This window comes from Microbacterium sp. PF5 (assembly GCF_004794315.1).
GTDB classification, from domain to species: domain Bacteria; phylum Actinomycetota; class Actinomycetes; order Actinomycetales; family Microbacteriaceae; genus Microbacterium; species Microbacterium sufflavum.
In genome coordinates this window covers 1-23,070 of sequence record NZ_SSDQ01000039.1, presented here as the reverse complement: position 1 = coordinate 23,070, position 23,070 = coordinate 1, and the positions used below count along the sequence as shown (strand labels likewise).

The 23,070-nt window shown below is 71.0% G+C and carries 22 protein-coding genes; 13 read left to right on the top strand and 9 right to left on the bottom strand.

Features of this window, described 5'->3' with window-relative positions; genetic code table 11:
• Positions 1-22: 22 nt before the first annotated feature.
• The gene (locus DW297_RS01720; RefSeq protein WP_136028782.1) at positions 23-1,015 is read right to left on the bottom strand and encodes a LacI family DNA-binding transcriptional regulator; all 993 of its coding nucleotides are present in this window, start codon (positions 1,013-1,015) and stop codon (positions 23-25) included.
• A 112-nt stretch (positions 1,016-1,127) separates the two neighbouring features.
• Between DW297_RS01720 and DW297_RS01715 the strand changes: the two genes are divergently transcribed.
• From DW297_RS01715 to DW297_RS01705, 3 genes are read left to right on the top strand one after another with little or no spacing between them, the layout of a single operon-like run.
• Complete coding sequence (locus DW297_RS01715; RefSeq protein ID WP_136028781.1) at positions 1,128-2,450, top strand: MFS transporter; 1,323 nt, start codon at positions 1,128-1,130, stop codon at positions 2,448-2,450.
• Positions 2,447-4,210: a glycoside hydrolase family 2 protein gene (locus tag DW297_RS01710; protein WP_240744489.1), complete on the top strand. Its 1,764-nt coding sequence runs from the start codon at positions 2,447-2,449 to the stop codon at positions 4,208-4,210. The genes DW297_RS01715 and DW297_RS01710 overlap by 4 nt, the downstream gene beginning before the upstream one ends.
• Positions 4,207-5,217 carry a DUF2804 domain-containing protein gene (locus DW297_RS01705; RefSeq protein WP_136028780.1) on the top strand — a complete coding sequence of 337 codons (1,011 nt, stop codon included), beginning with the start codon at positions 4,207-4,209 and terminating at the stop codon, positions 5,215-5,217. The genes DW297_RS01710 and DW297_RS01705 overlap by 4 nt, the downstream gene beginning before the upstream one ends.
• 11 nt (positions 5,218-5,228) lie before the next feature.
• Here DW297_RS01705 and DW297_RS01700 read toward each other — a convergent pair whose 3' ends face one another.
• From DW297_RS01700 to DW297_RS01690, 3 genes are read right to left on the bottom strand one after another with little or no spacing between them, the layout of a single operon-like run.
• The gene (locus DW297_RS01700; RefSeq protein ID WP_136028779.1) at positions 5,229-6,413 is read right to left on the bottom strand and encodes a thiolase family protein; all 1,185 of its coding nucleotides are present in this window, start codon (positions 6,411-6,413) and stop codon (positions 5,229-5,231) included.
• Entirely contained in the window at positions 6,410-7,183 is a 774-nt protein-coding gene (locus tag DW297_RS01695) for an SDR family oxidoreductase (RefSeq protein ID WP_136028778.1), read from the bottom strand. The genes DW297_RS01700 and DW297_RS01695 overlap by 4 nt, the downstream gene beginning before the upstream one ends.
• Before the next feature lie 54 nt (positions 7,184-7,237).
• Entirely contained in the window at positions 7,238-8,437 is a 1,200-nt protein-coding gene (locus DW297_RS01690; RefSeq protein WP_136028777.1) for an acyl-CoA dehydrogenase family protein, read from the bottom strand.
• Between the two features lie 118 nt (positions 8,438-8,555).
• Here DW297_RS01690 and DW297_RS01685 point away from each other — a divergent pair, with 118 nt between their 5' ends.
• The 8 genes from DW297_RS01685 (at position 8,556) to DW297_RS01650 (ending at position 16,661) form a co-directional block, all read left to right on the top strand.
• A complete protein-coding gene (locus DW297_RS01685) occupies positions 8,556-9,023 on the top strand; it encodes a MaoC family dehydratase (protein WP_136028776.1) in 468 nt (155 codons plus the stop codon).
• Positions 9,020-10,192 carry a CaiB/BaiF CoA transferase family protein gene (locus DW297_RS01680; RefSeq protein WP_136028775.1) on the top strand — a complete coding sequence of 391 codons (1,173 nt, stop codon included), beginning with the start codon at positions 9,020-9,022 and terminating at the stop codon, positions 10,190-10,192. The genes DW297_RS01685 and DW297_RS01680 overlap by 4 nt, the downstream gene beginning before the upstream one ends.
• Entirely contained in the window at positions 10,189-11,361 is a 1,173-nt protein-coding gene (locus DW297_RS01675; RefSeq protein ID WP_136028774.1) for an acyl-CoA dehydrogenase family protein, read from the top strand. Before DW297_RS01680 ends, DW297_RS01675 begins: the two co-directional genes overlap by 4 nt.
• An 8-nt stretch (positions 11,362-11,369) precedes the next feature.
• Positions 11,370-12,341: a sugar-binding transcriptional regulator gene (locus DW297_RS01670; protein ID WP_136028773.1), complete on the top strand. Its 972-nt coding sequence runs from the start codon at positions 11,370-11,372 to the stop codon at positions 12,339-12,341.
• A gap of 98 nt (positions 12,342-12,439) precedes the next feature.
• Positions 12,440-13,813 carry an ABC transporter substrate-binding protein gene (locus DW297_RS01665; RefSeq protein ID WP_168442770.1) on the top strand — a complete coding sequence of 458 codons (1,374 nt, stop codon included), beginning with the start codon at positions 12,440-12,442 and terminating at the stop codon, positions 13,811-13,813.
• A gap of 40 nt (positions 13,814-13,853) precedes the next feature.
• Positions 13,854-14,738 (top strand): carbohydrate ABC transporter permease, encoded by an 885-nt coding sequence (locus DW297_RS01660; RefSeq protein ID WP_205828202.1) that lies wholly within the window; start codon positions 13,854-13,856, stop codon positions 14,736-14,738.
• Positions 14,735-15,640: a carbohydrate ABC transporter permease gene (locus DW297_RS01655; protein ID WP_205828201.1), complete on the top strand. Its 906-nt coding sequence runs from the start codon at positions 14,735-14,737 to the stop codon at positions 15,638-15,640. The genes DW297_RS01660 and DW297_RS01655 overlap by 4 nt, the downstream gene beginning before the upstream one ends.
• A gap of 4 nt (positions 15,641-15,644) precedes the next feature.
• Positions 15,645-16,661 carry a DUF2804 domain-containing protein gene (locus DW297_RS01650; RefSeq protein WP_136028770.1) on the top strand — a complete coding sequence of 339 codons (1,017 nt, stop codon included), beginning with the start codon at positions 15,645-15,647 and terminating at the stop codon, positions 16,659-16,661.
• A gap of 30 nt (positions 16,662-16,691) precedes the next feature.
• Here DW297_RS01650 and DW297_RS01645 read toward each other — a convergent pair whose 3' ends face one another.
• The 3 genes from DW297_RS01645 to DW297_RS01635 form a co-directional block, all read right to left on the bottom strand.
• Positions 16,692-17,441, bottom strand: coding sequence for a FadR/GntR family transcriptional regulator (locus tag DW297_RS01645; RefSeq protein WP_136028769.1), 750 nt, complete (start codon positions 17,439-17,441; stop codon positions 16,692-16,694).
• Complete coding sequence (locus tag DW297_RS01640; protein ID WP_136028768.1) at positions 17,438-18,892, bottom strand: NAD-dependent succinate-semialdehyde dehydrogenase; 1,455 nt, start codon at positions 18,890-18,892, stop codon at positions 17,438-17,440. Before DW297_RS01640 ends, DW297_RS01645 begins: the two co-directional genes overlap by 4 nt.
• Positions 18,893-19,168: 276 nt before the next feature.
• Positions 19,169-20,218, bottom strand: a complete 1,050-nt coding sequence (locus tag DW297_RS01635) for an FUSC family protein (RefSeq protein WP_168442769.1) — start codon at positions 20,216-20,218, stop codon at positions 19,169-19,171.
• Between the two features lie 53 nt (positions 20,219-20,271).
• On the opposite strand from DW297_RS01635, the gene DW297_RS01630 reads away from it, so the two are divergent.
• Both DW297_RS01630 and DW297_RS01625 read left to right on the top strand, forming a co-directional pair.
• Entirely contained in the window at positions 20,272-21,084 is an 813-nt protein-coding gene (locus DW297_RS01630) for a sugar nucleotide-binding protein (RefSeq protein WP_136028767.1), read from the top strand.
• 47 nt (positions 21,085-21,131) lie between these two features.
• On the top strand, positions 21,132-21,761 hold the full coding sequence (locus tag DW297_RS01625) for a DUF1684 domain-containing protein (RefSeq protein ID WP_136028766.1): 630 nt from the start codon (positions 21,132-21,134) through the stop codon (positions 21,759-21,761).
• Positions 21,762-21,773: 12 nt separating this feature from the next.
• On the opposite strand, the gene DW297_RS01620 is transcribed toward DW297_RS01625, so the two are convergent.
• Together DW297_RS01620 and DW297_RS01615 are read right to left on the bottom strand one after the other, a co-directional pair.
• The gene (locus DW297_RS01620) at positions 21,774-22,166 is read right to left on the bottom strand and encodes a hypothetical protein (protein WP_136028765.1); all 393 of its coding nucleotides are present in this window, start codon (positions 22,164-22,166) and stop codon (positions 21,774-21,776) included.
• Positions 22,167-22,212: 46 nt separating this feature from the next.
• The coding region (locus DW297_RS01615) for a M23 family metallopeptidase (protein WP_240744488.1) at positions 22,213-23,070 on the bottom strand (858 nt) is incomplete at its 5' end.

Below are 23,070 nucleotides of genomic sequence, written 5' to 3'. Positions count from 1 at the left end.
GGGGGTGCGGCGCTTCTGTGTGTCAGGCGGACGCGCGCTGGGTGCTCTCCCGCTCCACGAGGCGGAAGTCGACGGGGTCGGTGCGGGCGTTCTCGCCGCGCACGAGAGCGACCGCTCGCTGCGCGATGCCGCGCTTGTCGGGCGCGATGGTCGTCAGACGAGGAATGGAGTACTGGCCTTCGGTGATGTCGTCGAATCCGGCGAGCGCGATGTCGGCCGGCACCCGCAGCCCGGCGTCGTGCAGCGCGCGGAGCACGCCGATGGCGACCTCGTCGGTCACGCAGAAGACGGCATCGATCTCCTCGCCCCCGGCGATGCGATCGGCGAGAGCCCGCCCGGCGTCGTACCCGTCCCGCGCCGTGAAGTCGGCGGCGTGGGCCTCGCGCACCGCGGGGAGTCCCGCGGTGCGCAGGGCGGCGGTGTACCCGGTCCTGCGCAGCTCGTTGAATCGCGGTGCGGGGCCGGCGACGCCGACGTAGGCGATCCTCGCGCATCCCGAGTGGATGAGGTGGCCGACCACGGCCTCGGAGGCGGCGATGTTGTCCACCGCGATCGAGCCGACGCCCGAGCCGGCGAAGTGCTCTCCGATCAACGCGAGGCCCACGCGGCCGCCGATGCTCCCGATGTCGGCGGAAGTGAGTTCGAGCGGGCTCACGATCAGCCCGTCGGGTTGGAGCGCGATGAGGCGTTCGATCTCGGCCATTTCGCGCTCGCGGATGCCGTGCGTCTGCGCCACGACGGTGCCGATGCCGTGCGCCGCCGCCTCCTCGACGATGAGCGTGCAGAGTTCCCCGAAGTAGCCGACCCCCATCTCCGGGACGACAAGCGCCACCACGCCGCTGTGTCCGGTCCGCAGCTGCTGCGCGGCGCGATTGGGCACGTATCCGAGCTCCGCGATCGCTTGCTGCACACGCGCGCGCACGTCGTCGCTGACGTACGGGAACCCGGTGACGACGTTCGAGACGGTTCGCCTCGCCACGCCCGCGCGGCGGGCGACGTCCATTTGAGTGACCACGGCACCTCCTCCGCCGCCGACAGTAGCAAGTCGCACGCCGACCACGGAAACCGCTATCGTGGCACCGTATTGCCACGTGGCAATACCAACTCCCGCTTCGAGAGGACTGACGATGACGTCACCCCGACCCCTCTCCGCCTCGCGCCCGTCGAGCCCGCGCCCCCAGCGCCTCGGCGTCCGCGTCTGGACCGCCCTCGTGGTCGTCGGCCTGGTCGGCCAGGTCGCGTGGACGGTGGAGAACATGTATCTCAACGTCTTCGTGTACGAGCGCATCACCCAGGACCCGACCGTGATCGCGATGATGGTCGCGCTGAGCGCCGTGGCCGCGACCGTCGCCACCCTTCTGATCGGAGCGTGGTCGGATCGCACGGGTCGTCGTCGCCTCTTCGTCGCCGTCGGATACGTCGCCTGGGGGGCCTGCACCGCGGCCTTCGGTCTGCTCTCACCCTCGGAAGGCGCCGTCGCCGCGCCCTTCGTGCTCCTCGCCGTGGTCGGGATCATCGCCCTCGACTGCGTCATGAGCATGATCGGCTCCGGAGCCAACAATGCGGCCTTCGGTGCCTGGGTCACGGATGTCACCACGCCCCGCACCCGCGGACGCGCGGACGCCGTGCTCGCAGCCCTGCCCCTCCTCGCCATGCTGGTCGTGTTCGGTGCTCTCGACGGACTCACTCGCGCTGGCGAGTGGCGGACCTTCTTCGCCGTCGTCGGGGGAGTGACGGCGGTCTCGGGGCTCCTCGCCTGGATGCTCCTGCGCGATGCGGCACCCGCCGCGACCCTCGATGTCGCACCCGTGGCCGTGCGGCTACTGCGCGGATTCCACCCCTCGACGGTCCGCGCGCACGCGCCGCTCTACCTGTCGCTCGCCATGCTCGCTGTGATCGGCACGGCGGCGCAGGTGTTCCTGCCCTACGTCATCATCTACCTGCAGTACGGGCTGCGCGTGGAGTCCTACGCGCTGATCCTCGGAGTGTCCCTGCTGGCGGCCGCGACCATCAGCGTGGTCGGCGGGATGCTCATGGATCGGCTTGGCAAGCGCCGCCTGCTCCTGCCAGCGACGCTGCTCTTCGCGGTCGGGCTCCTCCTGATGTTCTTCGCGCGGGACACGGTGAGCGTGATCGTGGCGGCGGCGCTCGCGCTCGGCGGGATGATGCTGGCGACCGCCTCGGCCTCTGCCACGGCTCGAGACGAGACCCCCGACGGGCAGGCCGGGATGGTCCAAGGTCTCCGGATGGTGACGGGCACGATGATCCCGATGATCGTCGGACCGTTCATCGGCGCCTGGGTGATCGTCGGCGACGGGCGCACCTACCTCGACCTCGGCGTCGAGCGGCCCGTGCCGGGGCCCGCGATGTTCCTCGCGGCCGCCGCGATCCTGGCCCTCGTCCCCGCCCTGGCCGCCTGGCGGACGCGGCGCGAGAGGACGCCCCGGTGACCTCGGACGCCCCGCTCGCCGCGTATCCGCGGCCGCAGCTCCGGCGCGACGGCCACCGGATCCTCAACGGCTGGTGGGAGTGCGCCTTCACCGATGCGGGCGCGGCGCCGACACGGTGGGATCGCCGCATCCTCGTGCCGTTCTCGCCGGAGACCCCGCGCTCGGGAGTCGGCCGCCAGCTTCAGTCGCACGAGTCGCTCTGGTACCGACGCCGCTTCACCCACGCCGCGAGGCCCGGCTACCGCACGATCCTCCACTTCGGGGCGGTCGACCAGTCGTGCCGGGTGCGGATCGACGGCGTCGAGGTCACGACGCACGTGGGCGGCTACCTGCCGTTCGCGGTCGATGTCACCGAGGCCCTGCGCGCCGACGACGACCACGAGATCGAGGTCGAGGTGCGTGATGTGAGCGACGGCTCGCACCACTCCGTCGGCAAGCAGCGCCTGAAGCGCGGAGGCATCTGGTACACCGCGCAGTCCGGCATCTGGCAGACGGTCTGGATGGAGGAGGTCCCACCGACGTACGTGACGGGGTTGCGGCTGAGGACTCCGGACGTGCGGGTCGGGATGGCGACAGCGACGCTGGAGGTGACGGTCGAGGCGTCGGCGCCCGGAGCTCCGGTGACCGTGGCCGTGCGCGCCGGAGAGACGGTCGTCGCGTCCGCGGAGGGGGTCGCCGGCACCGCACTGCCCCTTCGCCTCCCTCGACCGCGGCTGTGGAGTCCGGAGGATCCGTTCCTGTACGACCTCGACATCGCCGTCGGCGACGACCGGGTGGCGAGCTACGTCGGGGTGCGCAGCGTCGACGTCGACCGTGACGCCAGGGGGATGCCGCGGCTGCGCCTCAACGGCGAGCCGTACCCGCACATCGGCGTGCTCGACCAGGGGTACTGGGGAGACGACCTGTACACCGCGCCCGACGATGACGCCCTCGTGGCCGACATCGTCGCGATGAAGGAGCTCGGCTTCACGATGCTCCGCAAGCACATCAAGGTGGAGTCGCTCCGCTGGTATCACCACTGCGACCGGCTCGGCATGCTGGTCTGGCAGGACGCGGTCAACGGCGGGTCGACCTACCGCCCCTGGGTGATCACCGCCCCGGTAGCCTCCCCGCACATCCGCCTCGCCGATCGATGGCACCGGATCTTCGGACGCGCCGAGGCCGCGGGGCGGGAGGAGTTCCTCGACGAGCTCGACGAGATGGTGGACCTGCTGCGCAACTCGCCCTCCGTGGTCACCTGGGTGCCGTTCAACGAGGGCTGGGGGCAGTTCGACGCCGCCCGGGTCGTCGAGCACCTGCGGCGCCGTGACCCCGACCGGGTGATCGACCACGCGAGCGGGTGGCACGATCAGCGCTCGGGCGACCTGCGCAGCCTGCACGTCTACTTTCAGCCGATCCGGCCGGCGCGGTGGTGGGGTCGCGACGGCCGTGCCCTCGTCGTGTCCGAGTTCGGGGGGTACAGCCTGAGGCTCCCCGGCCACCGCTACCCCGCACGTGAGTTCGGCTACCGACGCCTGAGCTCTCGGGAAGACCTCACCCGCGCGTACGAACGACTGCACCGGCGCGAAGTGCTCCCGGCGATCCCGCGGGGGCTGTCGGCCACCGTGTACACCCAGCTCGCCGACGTGGAGGACGAATCGAACGGCCTCCTGACGGCCGATCGCACATCGCTGAAACCGGACGCCGCGACCGTGCGCGCCCTCAACACCGAGTTCCGGCGCGTCTTCGACGCCGCGACTCGAGAACGGAGCCCCGAATGATCGAGCGCGAGATCACCGAGCGTGTCGCCCTGACGACCCCGGACGGCCGCTTCCACCCCGCCGCCCTCGGATGGTCGCGCACCCCGCTGCACGACACGTCCGCACTCGGCAGGCGCGCCTGGGGCCGGAACAAGCGCTGGGAGTACTGGAACGTGATGACTCCGCAGCACATCCTCGCCCTGACCGTGTCCTGCATCGACTACCTGTCGCTGCATTCGATCTGGGTGCTCGACCGGACGACGGGCGTGTCGTCCGACATGACGGTGGTCGTACCCGGCGCCCGGAGCGCGACACTGCCACCGTCGCATGGCGAAGGGCCTGCTCGCGCCCGCACGAGAAGACTGTCGCTCGACATCGACGACCTGGGCGCGGCGGGGACGCGCCTGCGCGGCACAGCACCCGGTGTGGAGTTCGACATCACGGCCTCCCGGCCGGACGGGCATGAGTCGCTCGGCGTCGTGGTTCCCTGGCACTCCGCGAAGGGCATCCGGCGCTTCCAGTACACGGTGAAGGACGTCGCCCGACCAGCGCACGGGTCGCTCACGGTGGATGGGGCGACCCACGCGATCGCCGAGAACGCGTGGGCGGTGCTCGACCACGGGCGCGGACGATGGCCGTACGACGTCAGCTGGAACTGGGCGGCCGGGAGCGGCACGGTGGACGGCCGGGTCGTCGGCCTGCAGCTCGGCTCCCAGTGGACCGACGGCTCCGGGGCCACCGAGAACGCGGTGGTGGTCGACGGGCACCTGTCCAAGATCAGCGAGGAGCTCGTGTGGGCATACGACCGCACCTCCGATCGACGGCCCTGGCGCATCGGGGGCGAGAACGCCGACCTGACCTTCACCCCGTCGTACGCGAAGCGCTCCCGGACCCGCGCGCTGCTCATTTCGAGCCGCACCGATCAGCTGTTCGGGGTCTGGTCGGGGTGGGTGCTCGACGACCGCGGGGAGCGCGTGGTCGTCGACGGGATCGAAGGGTGGGCCGAGGACGTGCGGAACCGGTGGTGAGGCTGCTCCGCTCAGCGTTCGAGGAGCAGCGCCGTGCCCTGACCGACGCCCACACACATGGCCGCGGCGCCTCGGCGGACGTCGTCCGCCACCATCCGCGACAGCAGCGTGACCACAATCCGGGCTCCCGACGAGCCGAGCGGATGCCCGAGAGCGATCGCGCCGCCCCACGCGTTCACGAGGGCCGGGTCCCACTCGAGTCGGTCGCGGCAGGCGAGCGCCTGTGCGGCGAACGCCTCGTTCAGCTCCATCGCGCCCAGATCCTCCGAGCGCCAGCCTGCTCGGCGCAGTGCCGCGGTCGCCGCATCGACCGGGCCCATCCCCATGATCGACGGGTGGAGGGCCGACGCGGCGTGCGCGACGATCCGAGCCCGCGGGGTCAATCCGTGCGTCCGCACCGCGGCCTCGCTCGCGAGCAGTACGGCCGATGCCCCGTCATTCAGGGTGCTGGCGTTGCCGGCCGTCACGATCCGTCCACCGGCGACCACGGGGCGCAGGCGCGCGAGGGCGGCGGCGTCGGTGTCCCGCCGCGGTCCTTCATCGGCCATGACGGGGCCGGTCGCGGTGTCGACGGCGACGATCTCCCCGTTGAACCGCCCGGCGTCGACCGCTGCGATCGCCCGACGGTGGCTTTCCAGGGCGAAGTCATCGGCCCGTTCGCGTCCGATCCCGAAGCGCTCGGCGACGAGCTCCGCCGTCTCGGGCATGCTCAGGGTGATGTCGTCGTCGTCGCGTTCGAGGCGCGGATTCACGAACCGCCAACCGATCGACGTGTCGAACTGCGCACCCGGGCCGGCGAACGCCCGGTGCGGCTTCGCCTGGACCCACGGCGCCCGCGACATCGACTCGACCCCTCCGGCGACCATCACCTCGGCCGCCCCGGAAGCGATCAGGGCATGCGCGGTGGTGATCGCCGTCATCCCCGACGCGCAGAGCCGGTTGACCGTGAAGGCGGGGAGGGAGACGGGGAGGCCAGCGAGCAGGACGGCCATCCGCGCCACATTGCGGTTGTCCTCGCCGGACTGGTTCGCCGCTCCCAGCACCACCTCGTCGATCGCGGAGGGGTCCACGCCGGACCGCTCGACCACCGCGCCCACCGCCAGGGCGGCGAGATCGTCGGGGCGCACGGATGACAGGCTCCCCCCGTAGCGGCCGACCGGCGTGCGGACGCCATCGACGATGTAGACGGCGGTCATCGCGCACCACCGTTGACGTACACGGTCTGGCCGGAGACATAGGCGGCGTCGTCGCTCGCGAGGAAGGCCACCACGGCGGCGACGTCGTCGGGGCGCCCCACTCGGCGCAGCGGGGTCACGGATGCGGCCTGCTCCTGATGGGCAGCCGCGTCCATCCCCACCCGTTCGGCGGTTCGCGCCGTCATCGGCGTCGCGATGTAGCCGGGCGCGACCGCATTCACGCGGATGCCCAGCGGGCCGAGCTCGATCGCCGCGGTCGCGGTGAGCCCCTGGATCCCCGCCTTCGCTGCGGAGTAGTTCGCCTGTCCCCGGTTGCCCAGGGCCGACCGGCTCGACAGGTTCACGATGGCTCCCGCGCGCGCGGGGACCATCTTCCGCTGCGCGGCGCGGAGGCCGAGAAAGGCCGTCGTGAGGTTCGTGCGGAGGACGAAGTCCCAATCGTCGACCGACATCCGGAACAGCAGGTCGTCGCGCGTGGCACCCGCGTTGTTGACGAACACGTCCAGGCGTCCCTCGGCATCGACGAACCCGTCGACCGCACGGGCGACGAGCTCGGCGTCGGTCATGTCCGCGGCGAGGGCCACGGCGCTCCCGCCGGAGTCCCTCGTCGCCCCGTCGTCGGAGATGGCGGCGGCCGCGTGGAGGGCGTCGCTGTGCACGAGATCGAGCACGCCCACGCGCGCCCCCTCCCGCGCGAGCCGAAGAGCGGTGGCGTGACCGATGCCTCTGGCGCCTCCCGTCACGATCGCCGTACGTCCGATGAACCGCATGCGGAACCTGCTTCCTGTCGTCGTTCTGTTGTGGGGGATAGGGGCGGTCGCGCGTCAGCGGAAGGCGGAGATGCCCGTGATCTCGCGTCCGATGAGCAGCGACTGCACGGTGTCGGTGCCCTCGTAGGTGTAGACGACCTCCATGTCTGTCAGATGGCGGGCGACGTGGTTCTCCAGCAGCAGTCCGTTTCCGCCGAGGATGTCGCGGGCCTCGGAGCACACCCAGCGCCCGCGATCCGCGGTGAACATCTTGGCGATCGACGCCATCGGCCCGGTCAGAGCGGACTCCGCGGACAGCTCGGCGAGGCGGAAGCACATGAGCTGCATGGCCGTGACCTCGGCGAGCATCTTGGCCAGTCGCTGCTGGATGATCTGGTGGGCGGCCAGCGGCTTGCCGAACTGCACCCGGGACCGCGCGTAGTCGACGGCGATGTCGTACGCCGCCATCGCATGTCCCGTCGCCTCCCACGATGCCCCGGAGCGGGTGCGGGCGAGGACCGCTCCGGCGTCGCGGAACGAGGTGGAGCCGGCGAGGAGGTTCGCGGCGGGCACGCGGACCGCATCGAGGGTGATGTCGGGCTGCAGGATCGCCCGCTTGCCGATCTTGCCGGTGATCACCTCGGCGCGATACCCGGCCGGGTGCCGTCCGTCCGCGCCCTTCTCGATGACGAACGCCTTGACCTGGCCGTCCGCGGTGTCCCGCGCCCACAGCACGACGACGTCGGCGCTGTGGCCGTTGCCGATCCAGCGCTTGGCTCCGGTGAGCACGAAGCTGTCGCCGTCCCTCGTCGCGCTCGTCTCGAGCGCGACGGAGTCGGAGCCGTGTCCTGGCTCGGTGAGGGCGAAGGCCCCGATCTTCTCCAGGCGCGCCATCGCGGGCAGCCACCGCTGCTTCTGCTCCTCGGAGCCGAGCAGGTCGATCGTGCCCATGCTCAGTCCCGACTGCACACCGAGGAAGGTGTTGATGCTTCCGTCACCGCGTGACATCTCGAGCGCGACGAGACCCGCCGCGAGCGGACTGAGCCCTGGGCAGCCGTACCCCCGGATGGTGGTGCCGATCACGCCGAGCTCGGCGATGCCGGGGATCAGGTCGGCGGGGAACTCGGCCCGCTCCCAGTGCTCGTTGATCGTGGGGAGCACGCGCTCGCGCACGAAATCCCGCACACGAGCCACGATCGCGCGCTCGTCCGTATCGAGCCGGTCGTACAGGCGGAGGAAGTCGGTTTCGGGGGGAGCGGTGGTCAGGAGGGTCATCGGTGGTTCCTTCGAGCTTGCCTTTTCAGTAGTTCGGTGTAATCCTTACACTAAATACGCCGCACGAATCCCATCCGGACAAATGTGCGCGGACCTGACGACTTCGACGAGGATGCGCATGACCACCACCTACGACGTGACGGCCCTCCCGGGTCTCGTCGGCACGGAGCTCGGCGTCAGCGCGTGGACCACCATCGACCAGGACCGCATCCAGCGCTTTGCCAGCGCGACCGGCGACGAGCAGTGGCTGCACACAGACGCGGCGCGTGCGGCGCGAGGACCGTTCGGACGCACGGTCGCCCACGGCCTCCTGACGCTGTCCCTGCTTCCCGCGCTCGCCGCACAGGCCTACACCTTCTCCGGGGCGGTCGGTCGGGTCAACTACGGATACGAGCGCGTGCGCTTCCCGGCGCCGGTCGCGGCCGGCAGTCGCGTGCGCGACAGGATCGTGCTCGACGCCGTGACCGCCCTCGACGGCGCGGTCCGCGTGCACACCACGCACACCGTGGAGATCGACGACGATGGCGACCGTCCCGCCTGCGTCGCCCGCGCCATCACCCACCTCGTCCTCGGCGGTGCGCGATGACGAACCCCCTCGCCGACGAACGCCCCGGGCCGCTGCAGGGCATCGTCGTCGCAGACCTCTCTCGCATCCTCGCCGGCCCCTACTGCACCATGCTCCTCGCCGACATGGGCGCGACCGTCGTGAAGATCGAGAGCCCGGACGGCGACGACACCCGCCGGTTCGCGCCGCCCGTGCACGAGGGTGTCGCCACCTACTACCAGTCGGCGAACCGCAACAAGCGCTCCCTCGTGCTCGATCTCGCCGACGACGGCGACCTCGCGATCGCCCGGGACGTCATCGCCCAGGCCGACGTGGTCGTCGAGAACTTCAAGGCCGGCGGGTTGCGGCGCTTCGGGCTCGACTACGCGACGCTCGCCGTCGATCGACCCGACCTCGTCTACGCCTCGATCACCGGATTCGGCACCGGGGCCGGGGCGCACCTCGCCGGCTACGACCTCATGGTCCAGGCGCTGAGCGGGTTCATGGACACCACTGGCGCGCAGCACGGCGAGCCGTTCCGAGGTGGTTTCGCGCTGTTCGACGTGCTGACCGGACTCCACACGGCCGTCGGCATCCTCGCGGCGCTGCGGCATCGCGAGCGAACGGGACTCGGGCAGCTCGTGGAGACGAACCTCCTGTCGGCGGCGCTGTCGTCGATGGTGAACCAGACCCAGGCGTACGCCGCGGCGGGCCACGTGCCCCGCCGCATGGGCAACCAGCACCCCAGCCTCTACCCGTACGAGCCGTTCCCGACCGCTGACCTGCCGCTCGTGATCGCCGTGGGCAACGACGCGCAGTTCGAGCGCCTGTGCGCCGTGATCGGGCGCGACGACCTGGCGACCGACCCGCGCTTCGCCGCACCCCAGCTGCGCAACGCCCACCGCGACGCACTGCGCCCCGAGATCGCGGCCGCGCTCGCCGACCGCGGTGCCGCCGAGTGGTTCGACCTGCTGACCGGGGTCGGTGTGCCCAGCGCGCCGATCCAGACGATCGAAGACGGCATCCGCTTCGCCGAGCGGATCGGACTCGAACCCGTGGGCCTCGCGGGAGACGCCCTGCCGATCGTGCGCAACCCGCTCACGTTCTCGCACACACCCGTGGACTACCCGCTGGCCCCTCCGTCACTCGACGAAGGGGGAAGCGAGCTGCGGGAGCGGCTGTCCGCCGTCACGAGGGAGAAGACCCCATGAACCCATCCGCCTACGCGGCCGTCGACACACTGCTCGGCCTCGAGGAGCGTCTGAGCCCCGAGGACCGCGCCTGGGGTTCGCGCGCGGCCGCCGTCGCCGCAGACGTCGTCCTGCCGACGATCGACGCGGACTTCGAGGAGGCGCGGTTCCGCGCCGAGATCGTGCCCGCCTTCGCGGACGCCGGGCTGTTCGGCATGCACCTGGAGGCACCGGGGTGCGCCGGAGCGAGCCCCACCGCCTACGGCCTGGCGTGCGCGGCGATCGAGGCGGCCGACAGTGGATGGCGGACACTCGTCTCCGTCCAGGGCTCCCTCGCGATGACGGCGATCGCGCGGTTCGGCTCCGACCGGCAGCGCGCGTCCCTGCTCCCGGAGATGGCCGCCGGCCGCCTGCTCGGATGCTTCGCGCTGACGGAGCCGCAGGGCGGGAGCGACCCCGGAGCGATGACGACCGTTGCCGAGCGCGACGGCGACGGGTGGGTGCTCTCGGGGGCGAAGCGCTGGATCGGCCTGGCCACCGTCGCCGACATCGCGATCGTGTGGGCCCGCACGTCGGACGGGGTGCGCGGATTCGTGGTCCCCACTGACGCTCCCGGCTTCACCGCGACACCGATCCTGCACAAGCACGCCATGCGCGCCTCGATCCAGTGCGACGTGACCCTGGACGAGGTCCGACTGCCGGGCGACGCGATCCTCGAGCGGGCGACAGGACTCGGCGCGCCGCTGACCTGCCTCAACGAGGCGCGGTTCGGAATCGCGTGGGGCGTCCTCGGCATCGCACGGGAGTGCCTCGCCCTCAGCGTCGACTACGCCGGCCGACGGACCTCGTTCGGCGGGGTGCTCGCCGGCAAGCAGCTCGTGCAGGCGCGACTGGCCGAGATGATGCTGGCCTACCAGGGCGGAATGCTCACCGCGCTGCACCTGGCGTCGCTGAAGTCGGAGGGGCGGATGCAGCCCGCACAGGTCAGCATCGCGAAGCTCGGCAACGTGCGCTCGGCGATCGCGATCGCCCGGTCGGCACGCGAGCTCCTCGGCGGGGACGGCGTCACGGCCGACTACCCCGTGATGCGGCACATGGCCAACCTCGAGGCCGTGCGCACGTACGAGGGCACCGACGACATCCACGCCCTCTCGATCGGGCGGGCGCTCACGGGCGTCTCCGCCTTCTAGGAGGGGCCATGGTCGAGATCGCCGATCGCACCAAGCTGGCGCTGCGCGCCGCCCAGCTCTACTACCTGCGCGACCTGAAGATGAAGGCCATCGCGGACTCGCTCCACATGAGCCGGTCCTCGGTGTCGCGACTGCTGTCCTACGCCAGGGACACCGGGCTGGTCGACATCCGCATCAAGCACCCGACCGACGGCATCTCCCGGCTCCAGCACGAGATCCGCCTGCACGACGGCGTCACCGCCTACATCATCCCCGCATCGACCGGGATGAGCGTGCGCGAACGCAGCGCCCAGGTCGCCCGCCACGCCGGACGCATCCTGTCGGCGATGGTGGAGTCGTCGTCGACTATCGGGGTCGCCTGGGGGAACACCATGGCGGCCGTCAGCCATCACCTCGTCGACCGCCCGCTCACCGACGTGACCGTCGTGCAGTTGAACGGCGCCGCCTACGGCGAGAATTTCGGGCTCGGGTACGTCGGCGACATTCTCCAGCGCTTCGCCGAGGCGTTCAACGCACACGTCGAACCCCTCCCCGTACCGGCGTTCTTCGACGACCCGCTGACGAAGACCGTCCTCTGGCGCGAGCGGAGCGTGGCACGGATCCTCGCCCTGCAGCAGCGGATCGACATCGCCGTGTTCGGCGTCGGCGACCCGCACTCCACGATCCCCGGTCACGTGTACCGCAACGGCTACCTGAGTGACGCCGACCGCGAGGAGCTCGAGGCCGCCGAGGTCGTCGGGGACGTCGCGACCGTGTTCCTCCGCGGCGACGGCACGCACGCGGGCATCCGCCTCAACGAGCGCTCGAGCGGCCCCGACCTCGACACCCTCCGTCGCGCCCCCCGTCGCGTGTGCGTGGTCAGCGACCCCAGCCGCATCCCCGCTCTGCGCGGCGCGCTGGCCGCCGGCCTCGTGACCGATCTGATCATCGACGAGCACTCCGCCAGAGAGGTCGCCAGCACATATGTGCAGGGCGCTTGACGGTCGGAAGCGGCCGCCGCGAGCATGACCAGGCCTGTGACCACACCCCACAGGTGCCGCCCCCCGAAGGCGGAACCCGAGAGAAAGAGAATGCAATGATGCAACGACGCAGGCTGCGTTCGCGCCGCCCGATCACCCTGGCCGGCGGGGCGATGATCATCACCACGGTCCTCCTCGCCGGCTGCGCCGCCGGTGGCTCGGGGGAGGAGCCTTCTGCCGACGGTGGTGGGCTCGGCACCGATGACGAGCGGATCGATCTCAAGATCCTCGTCAACGACGCCTACGCCAGCCAGTGGCAGGACAACCTGATCCCCGAGTTCGCCAAGGACTACCCGAACATCGACGTCACGATCGACGGTGTGCCGTACAACGATCAGCTGGCCAAGACGATGCTCGAACTGACCAACACCGATGCCACGTACGACATCGTGATGGCGGACGACAACTGGACGCCGCAGCTCGCCTCGACGGGCGGGCTCATGGACCTGCGCGGCGACGAGCTGGAGCAGTGGACCGCCGACGACTACGACTGGGACGACTTCTACCCGGCGGCCCTGGCGGCCGGCGAGTTCGACGGCAAGCAGTACGCGGTACCCGCGCGGTCGAACATCCTCATGATGCTCTACAACAAGAGCCTCTACGAGTCGGCCGGCGTTCCGCTCCCGACCCCGGACCTGACCTGGGACGAGTACCTGGATCAGGCGCCCGACCTGGTGCAGGACACCGACGGCGACGGCACCGACGACGCCTGGGCCGTCGGCACGTACTTCGTGCGCGATGGGCTCACGCCGACCATCTGGCAGACGATCATGAACTCCAACGGCGGCCAGATCCTGAACGAGGACAACACGGAGGCCGTGCTCGGCGACGACGCCGTCGAGGCCATGGACATCCACCGCCAGCTGCTCGACGTCGCCCCTCCCGGGGCGGTGAGCTGGCAGTTCAACGAGCCGCTCGAGGCGTTCCGACAGGGGCGCCTGGCGACCCTGTTCACCTGGGGCTCGGTCTACCGCGGTTCGGCGGTCGACCCGGCCACGACCACGCTCACACCCGAGCAGGTCGGCATCCAGACCCTGCCCGCGGGCAGCGAGGGCCCCGGCGCGCACCGCGGGGTGTGGTCGATGGGCGTCAACTCCAAGACCGACGTCCCGGAGGCCGCCTGGACCTTCGTGCAGTGGCTGACCTCGAAGAAGGGTGAGCAGTGGCAGACCAACACGCTCGGCGTCTTCCCGGCGCGTGCCAGCACCCTGGAGACCACGCCGGAGCAGGAGTGGCTGTCGCCCGTCTACGAGGCCCTCGAGGTGGCGTGGCCCGCGATCGAGGCCGGACAGATGTGGCGCCCGCACATCGTCGAGTCCGACGCCGTGCAGCAAGTCCTGGCAACGGAGACCGGCGAGTTCATCCCCGGCAACATCACGGCGAAAGACGCCGTGAAGCGGATGAACGACGGCATCGACGATCTCCTCGAGTAAGACGGGAAGACGACTGGTGATGACAAGCTCCCGACGACGTATGAGCCGGTACGGTCTCATCGATCTCGCGAACAGGTGGACGTTCGTCCTGCCCGCCGTGATCCTGATGGCTGCCCTGCTCGGCTACCCCATCCTCTACACGCTGCAGATCAGCTTCTCGGAGCTCGATCTCGCCACCTTCACTCCCCGCGAGTGGGTCGGGTGGGAGCACTACGTCGAGGCGTTCACGGACGAGAAGTTCCACAACTCCCTCGTCGTGACGGGGATCTATCTGGTGTTCGCTCTTCCCATCCAGATGATCCTGGGCTTCGGCATCGCCTTCCTCGTCAACGCCGAGTGGAGAGGGCGCGGCCTCATTCGCGCCCTCTTCCTCGTGCCGCTCGCCGTCGCACCGGTCGTCGCGGGCGGCGTGTGGAAGATGCTGCTCGACCCGCTTTGGGGCGTCTTCAACTGGATCGGCGGTCTGTTCGGTCTGCCGGCGGTGGACTGGCTGGGTGACCCGACGATGGCGATGGCCACGGTCATCATCATCGACACCTGGCGCTGGACGCCGTTCATCATCCTGGTGGCGTCGGCCGCGCTGCTCACGCTCCCGAACGACGTGCTGGAGGCCGCCTCGGTCGACGGCGCGAACTGGTGGCACAAGCTGTGGCACGTGTCGCTCCCGCTGCTGGCGCCGATCATCGCCGCGACCTTCGTCGTGCGCTGGCTCGGAGCGATGAAGATGTTCGACATCGCGCTCGTGGCCACCCGCGGCGGCCCCGGCCAGGCGACCAACGTGGTGAACCTCTACATCTACGAGCAGGCGTTCCGCTCGCTGCACTTCGGCGAGTCCGCGGCCATGGCCGTGATCGTGCTGGTGATCACCATGATCCTGATGTTCGTGTTCCTCCGAGGGACCCGCAAGCTGGAGGAGAAGTTTTGAGCTCGTCGACCCTCACCCCCGCCCCGCTCGACACGGCGACCGCGATCGGCGCCGTGCGGCCGACACCCGCACGCCGGTCGCGACGCCGCCTGGGCCACCGCATTCGCATCATCGCCGGCATCGTCATCTGCCTGCTCTTCCTGCTGCCGGTGATCTGGATGATCCTCACGTCGTTCAAGCTTCCGCGCGATATCTTCACCACGCCGCCGACCCTCTTCACCGAGCCGACGCTGGACAACTACCTCAACCTCGCCAACTACGACATCCCGCGGCGGATGCTGAACACGGTGATCGTGTCGCTCGGCGCCGGGCTGCTCGCGGTGTTCGTCGGCTCCATGGCCGGATACGGCATCGCCCGGATGAAGCTCGCCGGCGGCGGGATGATCGGCGCCCTGATCCTCGCCACCCGCGGAGTGCCGCCGATCGCCCTGGCCGTTCCGCTGTTCCTCGTCGCGCGGAACCTGGGGATGACCGACCAGCACCTGACGCTCATCCTGGCCTACTCGACGTTCCTCATCCCGTACGTCATGTGGCTCATGCGCTCGTTCTTCCTCGCCATCCCGAAGGAGCTGGAGGAGTCGGCGATGATCGACGGCACCTCCCGACTCGGCGCGTACTTCCGCATCATCCTGCCGATCCTGACCCCTGCGCTCGTGTCATCGCTCATCTTCAGCGTGATGATGGCGTACGAGGAGCTGCTGTTCGCCCTGGTGCTCACCAACCGGAACGCCTCGACGATCCCGGTCGCGATCCAGGGCATGGCCGTGGATACCGAGAGCGGGGGCATGTGGGGCCTGCTCACCGCGGCGGGGACGGTGACGGTCGTCCCGGTCGTGATCTTCACGCTGCTCCTGCAGAAGTACCTGATCAAGGGTCTCGCCGACGGCGCGACGAAGGGCTGAGACGGTGACGGTGTTCCAGCGAGACGTGCCCAAGTCCGAACGCGAGCTGACCCGAAGGGTCGACCTGTGCCTGCCGGGCGGTCGGCTGAACCCGGCGGCGGTCGGGTGGTCGCGGTACCCGCATCTGCGTGCCAATCTGCGGTGGTGGGGCCGCCGGAAGCGGTTCGAGTACTGGGCGATCTCGACGCCCGAACTGGTCTTCGCGTTCAGCTTCTCGCACGCCGACTACCGTGCCGGGCTCGCGATCTACGCCCTCGACCTCGCGTCGGGCGCCGAGGTCGTCGACGGCGAGGCCGTATGGTTTCCCGGCCGGGCGGACCTCCCCGAGACGAGCGGGGACACCCCGATGGGGAGGCGCACCGCCCGCACCGCCGTCGCCATCACCCCCACTGCCGAAGGGACCCTCCTCGAGGTTCGCGGAGCCCGGGTTACCGCCCGGATCCAGGTGCTCGAGGAGAAGGGGCACGAGTCCATGGGCGTGGTCGTGCCGTGGACCTCGCGCCGATTCCAGTACACCCGCAAGGACAACTGTCTGCGCGCGAGCGGCTGGGTGGAGGTCGACGGCGTGCGACGCACGGTCGACCCGTCCGAGGCATGGGCGGCGCTCGATCACGGTCGCGGGAAGTGGCCGGCGAAGGTGCTGTGGAACTGGGGGAGCGGTGCCGGGTACACCGACGGCCATGAGATCGGCATCCAGCTCGGAGCGAAGTGGACCGACGGGTCGCCGTCGACCGAGAACGCGCTGCGCGTGGACGGCGTGATCGAGAAGCTCAGCCACGACGTCGAGTGGACGTACGACACGGAGGACTTCCTGAAGCCGTGGACCTTCCGCGGCCCGCAGGTCGACCTCGTCTTCACGCCGGCGCACCACCGTCACTCGCTCACGAAGAAGCTGCTGTTCCTCAGCCGCGAGGATCAGTGCTTCGGCCGCTGGGACGGGGAGATCCGGCTGTCGTCGGGAAGCGTCTACCGTGTCGAGAACGTGTTCGGGTGGGCGGAGGAGGTCCAGCGCCGCTGGTGACACCTCGCGGCGAGGAGTCGTAAGGAACGGTCAGGTCCAGGAGGACGCGCGGATCACCGGCTTGTCGAGGTTGCCGCGCTCTTCGACGATGCGCTCGAACGCCTCGAGGTGGCGGTCCATCGCGCGCGCGGCGCCCTCCCCGTCGCGGGCGAGGATGCGCTGCACCACCTTGGTGTGCGCCGCCTTCGCGAACACGAGGTCGTGGTCGTCCAGACCCTCGTCCGGCGTGTGCCAGCCCGCGATCGAGACCACGATCTTCTGCGCGACACGGAAGAATTCGTTGCCGGTGCATTCGGCGATGAGGTCGTGGAAGTCGATGACCTCGGAGAGCGGATGCGGTTCCTCCGCCACCGCTTCGCGCAGCCTCTCGCGTTGCGCGTCCGTGGCGTTGGCCGCGGCGAGTCGCGCGCACTCCCGTTCGATCAGGCGGCGGAACGCGAACGCGTCGCCGAGCGTCGCCTCGCTCATCGCGAGGTGTACGGCGATGGTGCGCACGGTCGACTGCAGGTCGAGCTGGCCGACGCGCAGCCCGCCTCCGGGTCCGCGGCGCGACACGATGAGGCCCTCGGCTTCGAGCAGCCGCAGCGCCTCCCGCACGGTCGCGCGGCTCAGGCCGGACGTCTCGATGATCTCGGCCTCGGACGGGAAAGGCGTGCCGGCGGCGAGCTTTCCGCGCACGATCGACGTGCGCAGTTCGTTCGCGAGGATGCTGCTGGCCTTCGGGACGGTCGTACGCGGGAGGTGATGGTCCGCGGAGGACGCTCCGCGTGCCACCGTCATGACAGCTCCGCCGGGAAGCCCGTCACGACCGTCTTCGGGTGCAGGTAGTGCTCGATGCCTTCCGTGCCGTTCTCGGCGCCGAGCCCGCTGAGCCCCACCCCGGAGAACGGCGCGACGGCCGTGCTGACGAGGAAGCTGTTGATGCCGAGCATCCCGGCCCGCACCCGCTCGCTGAGCAGCCGGGCGCGGTCGAGCCGCGTCGTGAAGATGTAGCCGGCCAGCCCATAGTCGGTGGAGTTCGCCACGCGCACCGCCTCGTCGAGGTCGTCGTAGGCGATGACCACGGCGACCGGCCCGAACGGCTCCTCGGTGCGGACCCGGGCGTCCTGCGGAACGTCGCGGAGCACGGTGGGCTCGTAGAAGTGTCCGCCCAGCTCCGGGGCCGAGCGCCCGCCCGTCTCGGCGACAGCGCCGCGGGCGAGCGCATCGTCGATCAGGGCCGCGAAGTCGTCGTGACGTCGACCACTGCACAGCGGCCCGACGTCGGTGCGCTCGTGCGTGCCGTCGCCGAGGGCGAGCTCCCGCGTGGCAGCCGTGAACGCATCGACGAACTCGTCGTGGATGCTCCGCGCCACCAGGAAGCGGGTGGGGGAGATGCACACCTGGCCGGCGTTGCGGAACTTGGTCTGCGCGCAGAGGCGGGCGACGGCGGGCACATCGACGTCGTCGCAGACGACGACCGGACCGTGGCCGCCGAGTTCGAGGGAGACGGCGGCCATGTTCTGGGCAGCGAGGGTCATCAGGTGCTGACCGACGCGCACGGACCCGGTGAGCGAGACCTTGCGGATGATCGGCGAGGCGATCAGGTGCGCGCTGATGGTCGCCGGATCGCCGGTGACCGCGGCGATGACTCCGGCGGGGAAGCCCGCGTCCTGCACGGCCCGCACCATCGCGAGACAGGCGGAGGGCGCCTCTTCGGCGGGCTTCAGGATGATCGGGCACCCGGCCGCCAGCGCCGGAGCGAGCTTGCGTGCGGCGAGCATCACCGGGAAGTTCCAGGGGGTGAAAGCCGCCACGGGGCCGATCGCCTCCTTGCGTACCTCGATGCGGATGGCGGCGGACGTACCGTCCACGGTCCGGCCGTAGATGCGCCGCGCTTCGTCGGCGTACCACTCGAACTGCTCCGCTGCGGAGAGCACTTCCGCGCGCGACTCGCGCAGCGGTTTCCCCTGTTCGGCCGTCAGGAGCGCGGCGATGTCGTCCACGCGGTCCACGATGGTGCGGGCGGCGGTGCGCAACAGCGCCGAACGCTCCCAGGCCGGGGTGTCCGCCCACGCTTCGCGCGTACGGTCCGCCGCCGCGAGGGCCGCGTCGAGGTCGTCGGCCGTCACCATGGGGGCCGTCGCGACGATCGACAGATCGGCGGGGTTCTCCACCGTGAGCGTGCCGCCGTCGGAAGCGGCGCGCCAGGTGCCGTCGATCAGGATCGACTCGGATCGGATGGTGCTCATCGGACTCTCCTTCGGCCTACCTTCCCATTCAGCCACAGGGACACGGAGAACCGGTGGCCGGCTCCCTGCACGTGTGTGCAAGTCGTGCGCGGAGCCTCTGCGCAACACGGGCCGATTCCTAAACTTGCAGTGGCGTCCGGCCGGGGTCATCGAGAGCGCTGTGGAGGCGATTCCCCGATGTCCTCGTGAGCGGTTTACTGACCTTTCCCGTTCGCATCCGGCCGGACGTCTTCCTCTTTGTACCACCGTCGTGCCGCCGAGGCCGGGTGTGCGTGGTCAGCCGGAGGCCGCGTCGCGGGTGAGGCGGCGGCCGAGGCGGCGGCGCAGCGCGGCGGACACCACGGCGACCACGGTGCCGACCGCGACGCCGATGAGGGTCTCGAGCACGCGGTCGGTCAACAGCGCGTCGACCGGGGTGGGGGCCGCGAGGTGCACCATCAGCAGCGCGAGCGGGGTGACGAACACCATCGCGATGCCGTAGTTGCGGCCGATGAACAGCTCCGCGACTCCCTGCAGCACCACGACCAGGGCGATCACGGCGATCGGCGCAAGGTCGAGCGCCAGCACCCCGGCGGCGACGAGCACCCCGAGCAGTGTGCCGACCAGGCGCTGGATGCCGCGGATGATCCGGGCGTTGAGCTGTGCGCCGCTCACGGCCGCGACCGCACCGACCGCCGCCCAGTACCAGTGCGTGCCGCCGAGCAGAAGCCCCGCGATCCCGGCGCCCACGATGGTGACGGCGACCGAGACCGCCATCTCGACCGCGACGGGACCCACGGTGGGGCGCACCTTCGGCGCTCCCTGTCCCGTGGTCCGCGTGGCGACGGCGACGAGCGCGGTGAGGGCCAGGCCGAACAGCACGCTCGCCCCGCCCACCAGCAGCACGGAGCCGAACGAGCCCGCGGTGGCGGGGATGGTCGCGCACGCCCCGGTCGCGAACACCGTGAACAGCGACCCTGGTGGGTGCCACTGCATCGTGTACGCCAGCAGGGTGACGGCGGCGGCGACGAGCGCGACCACGACCACGCTGACGACCGTCGGGGCGGCCAGGACCGACAGCGCCGTGCCGATCAGCATCGCCGCGAGCAGCACCCCGCCCGCGCTGGCCTGCATGCGGATGCGGTCGCGGAACCCGTCGTGGCGGCCGTAGAGCGCGGCGAAGGCGCCGAAGCTCGCGTAGATGCTGAGGTCGAGCCGGCCGAGCGCCCAGAGCACGAGCAGCGGGACGGCGACGCTCACGGCGGCTCGGATCGCGACGCGATGGTCGCCGCGGTGCGGGCCGACGCGCAGGACCCCCGTCCACACCCGTCCCTGCGATTCCGCCACCGATCCAGCCTACGTCCGCGCCCGCGACCCCCGCGCCGTGGGAGGCTGGACGGGTGACCGCCCCGCAACCTCCTCACCGCACGCTGCTCGTCGGTTTCGGCAAGCTCGGCGCGCGGCTCGCCCCGCGGCTGGTGGCGGACGGGGGAGAGGTCGTCGCCCTCCGCCGCAGCGACGGGCCCCTGCCCCAGGGGGTGACCGGCGCCGTGGGTGACCTCGCCGCCCCGCTGCCCGAGCCCCTGCCCGCGGTCGATGCCGTGGTGGTCACGCTGCCGCCGGGCACGGGCGCCTCCGCGTACCCGTCCGTGCTCGCGCACCTCGCCGCGGCCCTGCCCTCCCGGCCCGCCCGCACGGTCTTCGTCTCGTCCACCGGGGTGTTCGACGGTGCGGGCAGCCCGACCCCGCTCACCGAGCGCGACGCCCCGGAGCCGGTCACCGACCGCGGTCGCGGGCTGCGGGAGGGTGAGCGCGCTGCGGTCGACCTCTTCGGCGCCGTGGTCGTGCGGCCCGCGGGCATCTACGGTCCGGGGCGCGACTTCCTGGTGCGCCGCGTGCGTGAGCAGGCACCCGTGAACCCCCGGCGCCGCACGAACCGCATCCACGAGACCGACCTCGTCCGCACGCTCGACCTGCTGCTGCGGATGCCCGAGCCGCCGTCGCTCGTGCACGCGGTGGACGCGGCTCCCGCCCCGCTGGGCGACGTCGCGGCGTTCCTCGCCGCGCGCCTCGGGCTGCCGGTGCCGCCCGACGACGGCGGCAGCGCGAGCGGCTTCGTCTACGACGGCGCTCTGCTGCGTTCACTGCTCAGCCACCTGGACTACCCGTCATTCGAGGACGGCTACGCCGACATGCTCGAGCGCGGCGCCTGACCGCGCAGACCTGATCCCGCCCGCGCGACGCGAACTAGCCTGGGGTGATGACGAGCTCGAGCGCCCGTGCGGCGGTGGACGTGGTCGACTGGCGGCGGCGGGTGTTCGCCCTGTACGAGGCCGTGCGCCGCGCGGACTCCCCGGAGGAGGCGCACGAGCTGTGGCGCATCGAACGCGATGAGCTGATGCTGCACCACCCGGCCACCCCGCTGCTGCCGGAGGATCGGGTGCTGTTCGAGGGGCTGCCCATCGCGCCGTACGACCCGCAGTGGCGGTTCGCACTGCCGATCCTGGAGGCGGAGCCGGCGGCGTTCGAGTTCGCGACGGGTACCGACGGCCTGGTGCCGTTCGAGCGCGTCGGTGTGGTCGAGGTCCCCGACGCCGGAACCCTCGACGTGTGGCGGCTGCGCTCGTACGGCGGCGGGCTGTTCGTGCCGGTGCGCGATGCATCAGCCGGGCATCCGGGCGGCACGTACGGCGGTGGGCGCTACCTGCTCGACACGATCAAGGGTGCCGACCTGGGCGGGGATGCCGCGCGCGGCACGATCGTGCTCGACTTCAACTTCGCGTACAACCCCTCGTGCGCGTACGACCCGGCGTGGGCCTGCCCGCTCGCACCTCCGGGGAACGTGCTGCCCGTGGCCGTTCCGGTGGGGGAGCGGTACGACGGGGCGTAGATCGCGCCCGCGTCAGCCGAGGAACAGCGGCACGAACGAGCCGATCAGCCCGAGCACCCCGACCGCGCTGAACACGATCCCGAGCGTGCGCACGACGCGCCGGGCGTGCGGCGGTTCGCCCACCCGTGCCCTGGCGGGGTTGTGGCTGCTGACGACGCCCGTGGTGAAGCCGTCGTCCGCGGTCGAGGATTCGCCGTGGCGCAGTGGTCGCTCGTGGAAGTCGCCGCCCGCGAACCACCGGGCGATCGTGGTGCCGTCGCGTTCGATGATCGCGATGTCGACCGGGAGCCACGGGCCCTCGGCCAGCCGCATGAGCAGGGCGATCAGCAGCAGCGGCACTCCCACGCCGAGCCCGATCCAAGACAGCACCTCGCCGACGAGGGCGAGGGTGTCGACGGGCGGCATGATCCCATCGTAGGGACGCCGGACCGCGGGAGCGTGCGCGCCGCGGTCAGCTCACGTTGTCCCTGAGCCACGGCAACGGGTCGATCGCGACCGTGTTGATGTGCACCTCGAAGTGCAGGCACGAGCCGAACACGTAGCCGGTCGAGCCGACGTCGCCGAGGTACTGGCCGGCCTCGACGCAGTCACCGACCTCGACGGCGCGCGTGCCGTTCTTCATGTGCGAGTACACGGTGCTCACGGCCTGGCCGTTCACGATGCTCTCGACCTGGATCGTGACGCCGTAGCCCTGGTAGCTCTCCGTGGAGCGCGAGACGCAGCCCTTCATGGCGGCGTTGATGGGGGTGCCGATGCCGGCGGCGAAGTCCTGACCAAGATGCGACCGGCCCGGTCGGGCGGCCCCGAAGCCATCGGTGAACGAGTACGAGCCGTCGGCCATCGGCATCACGACGCGGTCGGCGATCGGGATGTCCATCGCGCTGCTGAGCGGCATGCCCGCGGCGATCGCGGCTGCGGCCGCACGGGCGTGGGTCTCCTTGATCTCCTCCGGCGTGGTCGCCGCGAAGGAGCCGCGCGCCGAGATGGTGGCGCGGATGGCATCGGTGGCCGTGTACGACTGGGCGGCGTCCTTCAGCGCTGCCGCACCGGCGACGGTCGCCACGGCGTGCTCGCCCCCGGGGGCGAGCACCGGGAGGGCGGCCCCGGTGACCATGACGCCGACGGCGAGGACGGCACCGAGCGCCTTGATCTTCGATGCGCCCCGGCCCCGCGGGCGGTCCGTCAGCCGCGGACGCCGCGAGACCCGCGGGATCCGCGGGGTGCGGGCGGTGCGGGATCCGGTCGGTGCGGGGGTGGTGGTGGTCGGCTCGGCGGCCGTGTCAGGCTCGGCGGCCGTGTCAGGCTCGGC

Coding starts and splice junctions, on each gene's coding strand:
- DW297_RS01715 (WP_136028781.1), top strand. CDS start 1,128: ATGACGTCACCCCGACCCCTCTCCGCCTCGCGCCCGTCGAGCCCGCGC.
- DW297_RS01705 (WP_136028780.1), top strand. CDS start 4,207: ATGATCGAGCGCGAGATCACCGAGCGTGTCGCCCTGACGACCCCGGAC.
- DW297_RS01700 (WP_136028779.1), bottom strand. CDS start 6,413: ATGACCGCCGTCTACATCGTCGATGGCGTCCGCACGCCGGTCGGCCGC.
- DW297_RS01695 (WP_136028778.1), bottom strand. CDS start 7,183: ATGCGGTTCATCGGACGTACGGCGATCGTGACGGGAGGCGCCAGAGGC.
- DW297_RS01690 (WP_136028777.1), bottom strand. CDS start 8,437: ATGACCCTCCTGACCACCGCTCCCCCCGAAACCGACTTCCTCCGCCTG.
- DW297_RS01685 (WP_136028776.1), top strand. CDS start 8,556: ATGACCACCACCTACGACGTGACGGCCCTCCCGGGTCTCGTCGGCACG.
- DW297_RS01680 (WP_136028775.1), top strand. CDS start 9,020: ATGACGAACCCCCTCGCCGACGAACGCCCCGGGCCGCTGCAGGGCATC.
- DW297_RS01675 (WP_136028774.1), top strand. CDS start 10,189: ATGAACCCATCCGCCTACGCGGCCGTCGACACACTGCTCGGCCTCGAG.
- DW297_RS01670 (WP_136028773.1), top strand. CDS start 11,370: ATGGTCGAGATCGCCGATCGCACCAAGCTGGCGCTGCGCGCCGCCCAG.
- DW297_RS01665 (WP_168442770.1), top strand. CDS start 12,440: ATGCAACGACGCAGGCTGCGTTCGCGCCGCCCGATCACCCTGGCCGGC.
- DW297_RS01660 (WP_205828202.1), top strand. CDS start 13,854: ATGAGCCGGTACGGTCTCATCGATCTCGCGAACAGGTGGACGTTCGTC.
- DW297_RS01645 (WP_136028769.1), bottom strand. CDS start 17,441: ATGACGGTGGCACGCGGAGCGTCCTCCGCGGACCATCACCTCCCGCGT.
- DW297_RS01640 (WP_136028768.1), bottom strand. CDS start 18,892: ATGAGCACCATCCGATCCGAGTCGATCCTGATCGACGGCACCTGGCGC.
- DW297_RS01625 (WP_136028766.1), top strand. CDS start 21,132: ATGACGAGCTCGAGCGCCCGTGCGGCGGTGGACGTGGTCGACTGGCGG.
- DW297_RS01620 (WP_136028765.1), bottom strand. CDS start 22,166: ATGCCGCCCGTCGACACCCTCGCCCTCGTCGGCGAGGTGCTGTCTTGG.